General features: G+C 66.3%; 10 protein-coding genes. 1 reads left to right on the top strand and 9 read right to left on the bottom strand.

Annotated elements, in window-relative coordinates; translation table 11 throughout:
• Nucleotides 1–110: 110 nt before the first annotated feature.
• From BGO47_RS09830 to sufB, 9 genes are all read right to left on the bottom strand, one after another.
• A complete protein-coding gene (locus BGO47_RS09830; RefSeq protein ID WP_292711365.1) occupies nucleotides 111–1,265 on the bottom strand; it encodes an aminotransferase class I/II-fold pyridoxal phosphate-dependent enzyme in 1,155 nt (384 codons plus the stop codon).
• Between the two features lie 310 nt (nucleotides 1,266–1,575).
• Complete coding sequence (locus tag BGO47_RS09825; protein ID WP_292711363.1) at nucleotides 1,576–2,166, bottom strand: disulfide bond formation protein B; 591 nt, start codon at nucleotides 2,164–2,166, stop codon at nucleotides 1,576–1,578.
• Nucleotides 2,166–2,324 (bottom strand): DUF5993 family protein, encoded by a 159-nt coding sequence (locus BGO47_RS09820; protein ID WP_292711361.1) that lies wholly within the window; start codon nucleotides 2,322–2,324, stop codon nucleotides 2,166–2,168. The genes BGO47_RS09825 and BGO47_RS09820 overlap by 1 nt, the downstream gene beginning before the upstream one ends.
• Nucleotides 2,325–2,392: 68 nt before the next feature.
• On the bottom strand, nucleotides 2,393–3,097 hold the full coding sequence (locus BGO47_RS09815; RefSeq protein ID WP_292711359.1) for a lysophospholipid acyltransferase family protein: 705 nt from the start codon (nucleotides 3,095–3,097) through the stop codon (nucleotides 2,393–2,395).
• Between the two features lie 59 nt (nucleotides 3,098–3,156).
• Entirely contained in the window at nucleotides 3,157–3,486 is a 330-nt protein-coding gene (locus BGO47_RS09810; RefSeq protein WP_195693758.1) for a metal-sulfur cluster assembly factor, read from the bottom strand.
• A 9-nt stretch (nucleotides 3,487–3,495) separates the two neighbouring features.
• Nucleotides 3,496–4,266 (bottom strand): Fe-S cluster assembly ATPase SufC, encoded by a 771-nt coding sequence (sufC, locus tag BGO47_RS09805; protein WP_292711355.1) that lies wholly within the window; start codon nucleotides 4,264–4,266, stop codon nucleotides 3,496–3,498.
• Between the two features lie 11 nt (nucleotides 4,267–4,277).
• Complete coding sequence (locus tag BGO47_RS09800) at nucleotides 4,278–4,619, bottom strand: non-heme iron oxygenase ferredoxin subunit (protein WP_292711352.1); 342 nt, start codon at nucleotides 4,617–4,619, stop codon at nucleotides 4,278–4,280.
• The gene (sufD, locus tag BGO47_RS09795; RefSeq protein WP_292711350.1) at nucleotides 4,616–5,806 is read right to left on the bottom strand and encodes a Fe-S cluster assembly protein SufD; all 1,191 of its coding nucleotides are present in this window, start codon (nucleotides 5,804–5,806) and stop codon (nucleotides 4,616–4,618) included. Before sufD ends, BGO47_RS09800 begins: the two co-directional genes overlap by 4 nt.
• Nucleotide 5,807: 1 nt before the next feature.
• Nucleotides 5,808–7,226, bottom strand: coding sequence for a Fe-S cluster assembly protein SufB (sufB, locus tag BGO47_RS09790; RefSeq protein ID WP_292711347.1), 1,419 nt, complete (start codon nucleotides 7,224–7,226; stop codon nucleotides 5,808–5,810).
• Nucleotides 7,227–7,467: 241 nt separating this feature from the next.
• Here sufB and BGO47_RS09785 point away from each other — a divergent pair, with 241 nt between their 5' ends.
• Entirely contained in the window at nucleotides 7,468–8,457 is a 990-nt protein-coding gene (locus BGO47_RS09785; RefSeq protein WP_292711344.1) for a COX15/CtaA family protein, read from the top strand.
• Nucleotides 8,458–8,547: the final 90 nt, after the last annotated feature.

The following is an 8,547-nucleotide window of genomic DNA, read 5'->3' as shown; positions in this document are numbered from 1 at the left end:
TAGCGTGAACCACGAAGACCTCCGGTCACCGATGCGAGTTGTCAGATACCCACATCGTCCCGGAGGTCTTCACCTACCCGCGACGCACACAACGTCCCGGGTCGCTACACCTAGGGCAAGAGGGCGCCAATTCGTTCGATCGCGTCGCGAAGGACGTCCGGCGAGCATCCGAAGTTGAGCCTCACGTACCCTCGACCCTCATCACCGAACGTCGGCCCATGGTGCAGGGCAACGCGCGCGTCGGTGAGGATCCGTTCGGCAGGGTCTGCACCCCACCCCAGGCCAGACAGGTCGACCCAGGCAAGGTATCCCGCATCGGGGATCTCATACCGCGCCGCTGGCACGTGTTCGGCGAGCAGGTCAGCGAGAAGGCGCCGGTTCGCGTCGAGCGCGGCAAGCAAGGCATCCAGCCACTCGTCGCTCTCAGGCGCAAAGGCTGCAACGCCTGCCAGTGCGCCGAAGTGCCCCGTGCGCCACTCGACTTCCTTCGGCAGATCCTGCACGACGCGTCGCGTGTGATCTGCGGCGGTGAGCATCAGCGCGCACTTCAGACCCGCAAGGTTGAACGCCTTGCTCGCGCTCGCAACGGCGTATCCGACGGACGCCGCAATCGGCGATGCGCTCAGAAACGGTGTGAACGTGGCGGGCGCGTGCACAAGGGGCGCATGGATCTCGTCGCTGACGACGATCGCGTCATGGCGTGCGGCTATCTCAGCGAGGGCTGCGAGGGTCTCACGGGAGTGCACGGTTCCGGTGGGGTTGTGCGGGTTGCACAGGAGGACGGCGCGGGCACCGCCGGCCAGCGCCGCGTCAATACCGGCCAGATCGAGCGTGTATCCCGCATCCGCAAGCAACGGCACCCGCTCGACGACTCCACCCGCCTCGGGGATGAGGTCGTAGAACGGCGGGTAGACCGGCGGCGTGATGACAACCCGATCCCCGGGCGAGATGGTTGCCCGCAGGATCTCGACAAGTCCCATGACGACGTCGCCCGTCGAGCGAACGTGCGCGGGGTCAATGTCCCAGTCGTACCTGCGGCGCGCAAAACCGGCGTATGCCTCCGCGATCCCCGGCTTCGGCGGCGTGTATCCCGTGTCCCCGACCTCGACTGCTGCGCTCAGACGCGCCGTGATCGCCGGTGCGAGTGGGAAGTCGGTCTCGGCGACGAAAAGCGGCAGCACGTCGGCGGGATAGGTGCGCCATTTTGTGCTCGTCCGCTCGCGCAGTCGCTCGATCGGGAGGGCCTGGAGGGGACTCGCGGTCATCCTCCGAGCCTAGCCCTGCGGGCTAAGCCGCCTGGCCAGACCGCTCCGGCGCGGCCGCGCATCGGCGAACATCAGACCCAGCCGCGCAGCGGGGCGCCGGCCACGGGGCTGGCACCGGGCCTGGCGGGAGCGGGCGCAGCCCGCGAGGGCATCTCCCTTCCCGAGACCCAGCCGCGCAGCGGGGCGCCGGCCACGGGGCTGGCACCGGGTCTGGCGGGAGCGGGCGCAGCCCGCGAGGGCATGTCCCCGTGGCCGGCGCCCCGCGGAGCGGCAGACATCAGACTCAGCCGAAGAGCGGCTGACACGAGACTTAGCCGAACAAGAGATACCGCGTGGGGTCGTCGGGAAGCACCCAGTTGAAGCCTTCCTCGGCGAACACGACCACGAGGTTGATCGCGATCGTGGCGACGAACGCCCACACCACGACCCACGCGAGAATGCGCAACCAGGGGGTAGCGGGAGCGACCGAGATCACATCCTGCGCGAACACTGCCACAACGCCGGCGAACACGATCACGACGACGAACGTGATCAACGCCCAGGTGTACAGGTGCAGGCCCAGAACGGCCTCGCCGTATCCCGGGTCTCCGGGCATGATGTGCAGCAGAACCTGGCGGATCGAGATCACCGCGCCCACGACGGCTCCGAGGACGGCAAGGCCGAGGCCCGTCGCGAGATCGCGCAGCGGCAGCTCGCCACGCAGCGCCCGCACGACGACGTACAGGGCTCCAAGGCTCGCCAACATCATGCCCATCCGCTGCAGGATGCACAGCGGGCAGGGTAACTCACCGAGCCCGAACTGGAAGACGAACATTGCCATCGGCAGGATGCCGACATAGGCGACCAGGAAGGCCACGAAGGCCCAGAACGAGAGCTTGCGAACGATGAGCGAGGCTGCCATCAGAAGCTCAGATCCAACACGTCAGTCGCGTGATAAGCGAACAGACCAAGCACGGCGACCGCGGCGATGGCCCACGAGCCGATGACCAACCACCGACTCTTGGAGAAGATGATGACGAGTGCCACCGCGAGCAGGAGGCCGAAGATGAGGGTGTCCACGGCCTCACCATAGTGGGGCCCCGAGTTCGGCATCCAGAGGAATGCGGTTTCGGCGCACCGCCGGGCGTTCAGTCGCGCGAGCTGGCGTTCACCTGGCCGGAACGCTCCTGCCCGGTGAGTGCGGCGATGGCGCTCATCGTGCGCTCGGTGATCTCCCGCCGAGCCTTCCCTGCCGGGACGCCGTCCAGATCCGAGAGGTCGAGCGGCTCACCGAAGCGCACTTCGATTCGGGGCCTGCCCGGCACCAGATGACTCAACGGCCTGATGGTGCCGGTACCGATCAGACCCACGGGGACGACCGTCGCGCCGGTGTCGTACGCCATCCACGCCGCTCCCCCGTGCCCCTCGTGCAACCGGCCGTCACGAGACCGAGTGCCTTCGGGAAAGACGGCGAAGACACTGCCGGCTCGCAGGATGCTGGCACCGGCATCCAGCGCCGCGCGCGCGTCACGGCCCGTTGCCCGGTAGACCGGCACGCCGCCGATCGACGTGAAGAACCAGCGCATGAACCGTCCGATCACACCGGATCGCGTGAAGTACGACGACTTGATGAGGAACTGCACGGGCCGCGCGGCGGAGGTGGGGATGATGACGGTGTCAAGGGACGCCAGGTGATTGCTCGCAAGCAGGACGGGTCCACGTGCGGGAACGTTGCCTCGCCCGACGATGCGCGGGCGGTACAAGATCCAAAACAGCGGGCGAAGCACCAGCCGCCCGAGAAAGTAGATGAAGCCGGGCCGGGTTGTGGCGCGAGCCGGAGCGGGAGCTGTCACGTCGCCACCTTATCCGCGGCACCGCTGCGTGAGATCACGACGCCGGACGAGTGATCGGTTCAGATGGCGAAGCCGAGGGCGCGCATCATGTCGCGGCCATCGTCGGTGATGCGCTCGGGCCCCCATGGCGGCATCCACACCCAGTTGATGCGGAAGCGTTCTACGACATCGTCGAGCGCCTGCGCGGTCTGCTCTTCGAGGACATCGGTGAGTGGGCACCCGGCAGAGGTCAGCGTCATGTGGATGACGAGAGCGTCGTTCTCGTCATCCCAGCTGAGGTCGTAGATCAGTCCGAGGTCGACGACATTGATCCCGAGTTCGGGATCCATCACGTCTTTGAGGGCCTCGGTGACCTCGTCGAACTTCTCAGGGCTGAGAGTCGCGGTCATGACTCGATCCTAGGCGCCGGAACCGGCGGCGGGCTCGAGGAAGCGATCGTATCCTTCGGACTCGAGCCGGTCGGCGAGCTCCGGACCGCCCTCTTCGACGATGCGTCCGCCGACGACCACGTGCACGAAGTCGGGGTGGATGTAGCGAAGAATGCGGGTGTAGTGGGTGATCAGCAGCACACCCATGTCTGTCTCGGCCTTGGCGCGGTTGACGCCCTCAGAAACGATCTTGAGCGCGTCGACGTCGAGGCCCGAGTCGGTCTCGTCGAGTATGGCGATCTTGGGCTTCAGCAGTTCGAGCTGAAGGATCTCGTGACGCTTCTTCTCGCCGCCCGAGAAACCCTCGTTGACATTGCGCTGTGCAAACTTCTCGTCCATGCGGAGGTCCGCCATGGCCTTCTTGACGTCCTTGGTCCACGTGCGGATCGCGGGTGCCTGCCCGTCGATCGCGGACTTCGCCGTGCGCAGGAAGTTCGTCACTGTCACGCCGGGGATCTCGACGGGGTACTGCATCGCGAGGAAGAGGCCGGCGCGTGCACGCTCGTCGACCGACATCTCGAGGACGTCTTCACCATCGAGCGTGATCGAGCCGCTCGTCACCGTGTACTTGGGGTGCCCGGCGATCGTGTACGCGAGGGTCGACTTGCCCGACCCGTTGGGGCCCATGATCGCGTGGGTCTCCCCCGTGCGGATCGTGAGGGTCATGCCGTTGAGGATCTCGGTCTCACCGGCATCCGTGTCGACCGTGACGTGCAGGTCGCGGATCTCGAGAACAGCCATGGGGTTCCTTTTCAGTGGATGTCTGGGGTAACGGCCTTGGTGACGGCGGGGTCGATCAGGACGTCGTCGCCCTCGATCGTGACCTCGTACACCGGCACCGGCTCGTACGCGGGAAGGTTCAGTGGGCGGCCTGTCAGAAGAGAGAACGCCGAGCCATGCGCCCAGCATTCCAACGTCTCGCCCTCGACGAAGCCGTCGGACAGCGAAATGTCTCCGTGCGTGCAGGTGTCGCCGATGGCGTGGACATCACCGTTGGAGTCCTTGACGACAGCGATCGCAACACCGTCGATCACGACGCGCTTCGCGGCATCCTGTTCCAGCTCGCTCACCGAGCACACACGTGTGGCGCTCATGCAGCCACCTCCTGCTCGAGTTCGGCGGTGACCGCCTCGGTGAGTTCGGCCTCGAGCTCGGGGATGCCGAGGCGCTGGATGATGTCGCTGAGGAACCCGATCACCACGAGCCTGCGGGCTTCCTCTTCGGGGATACCTCGCGCCTGCAGGTAGAAGAGCTGCTCGTCGTCGAAACGGCCGGTGGCGCTCGCGTGCCCTGCACCCTGGATGTCGCCGGTCTCGATCTCGAGGTTCGGGATCGAGTCCGCGCGCGCACCGTCGGTCAGCACGAGGTTGCGGTTGGCTTCGTACGAGTCGGTACCGACGGCGTCGCGACCGATGAGCACATCCCCGACCCAGACGCTGCGCGCGCTCGAGCCCTGCAAGGCTCCCTTGTAGAGGACGTCGGCCGTCGTGTTGGGGCCGCGGTGGTGGACGTACACCTGGCTTTCAAGGTGCTGACCGGAGTCGGCGAAAGACAGGCCGTAGAGCTTGCCCTCGGATCCGGCACCGGCGAGATCGACCGACGGGTTCACCCGCACGACAGCGCCACCGAGGCTCACCACGGTGTGGCGCAGGGTCGCGTCGCGTCCCACAACAGCCTGGTGCGCGGCGACATGCACCGCGTCGTCGTCCCACCGCTGCAGCGAGACGAGCGTCAGGTTCGCACCGTCACGGACGATGATCTCGACGTTCTGGGCGAACCGCGCCGAACCTTCGTGGCGCAGCACGACTGTCGCGCGCGAGTGAGGCGCCGCTTCGATCACGACGTGGGAGTGTGCACGCAACGACGCGCCAGCGCCCGTGAAGACGACTTCGACCGGCTCATCGAGCTCGGCATCAGCTGGCACCTTCAGGTACAGGGCTTCCGCCGAGCGCTGCCACGCGATGGCGCTGGGCAGGTCCTCGGGCGTGAATGCCTCGCCGCGCGGGGCCTCGCCGATGGCGAGGCCAGCGGCAGCCAGCGGGCCGGTGACCGTGATGCCGACAGCACCCTCGTCGCCGGGCTCGTCGGCAAACAGCGGAGCGACAGCCGCGATGGGGCTGTGCTTCCAATTGACCTCGCGGCCAGTCGGTGCACCGAACGCCGCGGGGTCGTAGGAACGCGGGCGTTCGGAGCGTGTCTGGACGGGAACGAGGTCCCAGCCCCCGTCGGTGTGCGCGGTCGATCCGGGCGCCGTCGCCGACGCCTGTGCGGTAGTCGTCATCTCAGCCGACGCTGCCTTCCATGCTCATCTCGATGAGCTTGTTCAGTTCGAGGGCGTACTCCATCGGCAGTTCGCGCGCGATCGGCTCGATGAATCCACGGACGATCATGGCCATGGCCTCGTCCTCGGGAAGCCCGCGGGACTGCAGGTAGAAAAGCTGTTCCTCGCTGACGCGCGAGACCGTCGCCTCGTGGCCGAGCTGCACATCGTCCACGCGGATGTCGATCGCCGGGTAGGTGTCGGAGCGGGAAACGGTGTCGACCAGCAGCGCGTCACAGCGGACCGTGTTGGCGGAGTGGTGAGCGTTCGGGTCAACGCGGACCTCACCCCGATAGCCAGCGCGTCCACCGCCACGCGCGATCGACTTCGAGACGATCGAGGATGTCGTGTACGGCGCCATGTGGATCATCTTCGCGCCGGCATCCTGGTGCTGTCCCGGGCCGGCGAAGGCAACGGAAAGGGTCTCGCCCTTCGCGTGCTCTCCCATGAGGAAGACCGACGGGTACTTCATCGTGACTTTGGAGCCGATGTTGCCGTCGATCCATTCCATCGTGGCGCCCTCGTGGGCAACGGCACGCTTGGTGACGAGGTTGTAGACGTTGTTCGACCAGTTCTGGATCGTCGTGTAGCGCACGCGCGCGTTCTTCTTCACGATGATCTCGACGACCGCGGAGTGCAGCGAGTCACTCTTGTAGATGGGAGCCGTGCAGCCCTCGATGTAGTGGACGTACGAGCCCTCGTCGGCGATGATCAGCGTCCGCTCGAACTGGCCCATGTTCTCGGTGTTGATCCGGAAGTAGGCCTGCAGCGGGATCTCGACGTGAACACCGGGGGGCACGTAGACGAAGGAGCCCCCCGACCAGACCGCGGTGTTCAGGGCTGCGAACTTGTTGTCACCGGCGGGGATGACGGTGCCGAAGTACTCTTGAAAGAACTCCGGGTGCTCCCGCAGAGCGGTGTCGGTGTCCATGAAGATGACACCCTGCGCCTCCAGGTCCTCGCGGATCTGGTGGTAGACGACCTCGGACTCGTACTGCGCCGCAACGCCGGCGACCAGGCGCTGGCGCTCGGCCTCGGGGATGCCGAGACGTTCGTAGGTGTTCCGGATCTCTTCGGGAAGGTCTTCCCAGGTCTGCGCTTGCTTCTCGGTGGAGCGCACGAAGTACTTGATGTTGTCGAAGTCGATCGCGCTGAGGTCAGCACCCCAGGTGGGCATGGGTTTGCGGCCGAACAACTGCAGACCCTTGAGGCGGGTCTTCAGCATCCATTCGGGCTCGGACTTCAACGACGAGATCCCACGGACCACGTCCTCGTTGATTCCGCGCTGCGCCACTGCGCCGGCGGCATCGGTATCGTGCCAGCCGAACTCGTAAACTCCCAGGCCTTCGAGCTCGGGGCGCTCGATCAGCACATCGGACATCGGTTTTCTCCTTCGCGGCCATTGCGGTGTCATCCGCACCGACATCCGTCGCCCCCGGCGGAGTACCGGAGGGGATGTCGCTTACGGGCCCTTTCACGTCGTCGGCGGATTCTCGCGCCTAGACTGGTGATGATCCTGCGGCATTTCTCCGCGGAATCAGACCCTTCGAGTCTACAGGCATCGACCCGCCCCCGGGCCGAGCACGCCGCGCCCCCACAGGGCGATCCCAGGAGTGAAGACCGTGTCCGCACCGTCCCCGTCCCCCGCCCGCGTTTCGTTGCTCGGGAGGTTCTGGGCCTGGCTTCCCGACCATGTCGATCGGCGCGTCCGCGTCGCCGCGTGGTTGTCGTTTCTCGCCGAGGTGCTGATCATCGGAACCGGTGGCGCGGTGCGCCTGACCGGTTCAGGCCTCGGATGCCCCACCTGGCCCACCTGCACCGCGGAGTCGCTCGTGAACACGCCCGCGATGGGTATTCACGGGTTCATCGAATTCGGGAATCGGACGCTGACAGGGCTTGTCGGCATCCTCGCTCTCGTCGTTCTGGTCTTCGTCCTGAAGATGCGACGAGAGCGCCGCGACCTCTTCGCCCTCGCTCTGGTGGTGGTGATCGGCGTCGTCGCTCAAGCGATCGTCGGGGGCATCACGGTGCTGACCGGGCTCAACCCGTTCATCGTGGGCTTCCACTACGTTGCCTCGGTGACGCTCGTGGCGGTGTGTGCGGCGTTCCTTGTGCTCATGCGAGCGCCGGGCGGCCCCCGCGTGCGCGTCGTCACCCGGGTTCACGCCATCTGGGCGCACGCGACCACCGCGGTGCTGGCTGTCACGATCTTCTTCGGCATCCTGACCACGGGCGCCGGACCGCATTCAGGCGACGCGGATGCCGGGCGCAATGGCTTCAACGCCGAGTTGCTCGAACACATCCACGCCTGGCCGTCGTACGCCCTCTTCGCGATGACCCTCGTGCTGCTCGGTTTTGCCTACAGCCGGCGCCGCGACATACCGCGCGTGGTCGCGTGGACCCAGGCGGTGCTCGGCGTGGAGGTGCTCCAAATCGCCGTCGGACTCTTCCAGGCTCGAAACGGCCTGCCGCCGCTGGCTGTCGGCATTCACATGGTGCTGGCTTCGCTCCTGGCTGCAGCGATGACCGCACTCGTCCTGAATCTCAAGCAACCGGTCAGCACCTCTGGCGCCCCAGAGGAACCCGCCGACGCACAGGCGATCCATAGCTGACGCATCGACACGGCACGCGTCAAGGGACCAGACTGGTCGCGCCGATCTCTTCGGCGTGACCATAATCCATCCCCTCGCAGGAGTTTCCCT

Origin of the sequence: Microbacterium sp. 67-17 (assembly GCF_001898325.1) — a bacterium.
GTDB classification, from domain to species: domain Bacteria; phylum Actinomycetota; class Actinomycetes; order Actinomycetales; family Microbacteriaceae; genus Microbacterium; species Microbacterium schleiferi.
Note: the sequence above shows the minus strand (reverse complement) of the source record. Positions and strands in the feature narration are given on the sequence as shown.

Coding starts and splice junctions, on each gene's coding strand:
- BGO47_RS09830 (WP_292711365.1), bottom strand. CDS start 1,265: ATGACCGCGAGTCCCCTCCAGGCCCTCCCGATCGAGCGACTGCGCGAG.
- sufC (WP_292711355.1), bottom strand. CDS start 4,266: ATGGCTGTTCTCGAGATCCGCGACCTGCACGTCACGGTCGACACGGAT.
- sufD (WP_292711350.1), bottom strand. CDS start 5,806: ATGACGACTACCGCACAGGCGTCGGCGACGGCGCCCGGATCGACCGCG.
- BGO47_RS09800 (WP_292711352.1), bottom strand. CDS start 4,619: ATGAGCGCCACACGTGTGTGCTCGGTGAGCGAGCTGGAACAGGATGCC.
- BGO47_RS09810 (WP_195693758.1), bottom strand. CDS start 3,486: ATGACCGCGACTCTCAGCCCTGAGAAGTTCGACGAGGTCACCGAGGCC.
- sufB (WP_292711347.1), bottom strand. CDS start 7,226: ATGTCCGATGTGCTGATCGAGCGCCCCGAGCTCGAAGGCCTGGGAGTT.
- BGO47_RS09825 (WP_292711363.1), bottom strand. CDS start 2,166: ATGGCAGCCTCGCTCATCGTTCGCAAGCTCTCGTTCTGGGCCTTCGTG.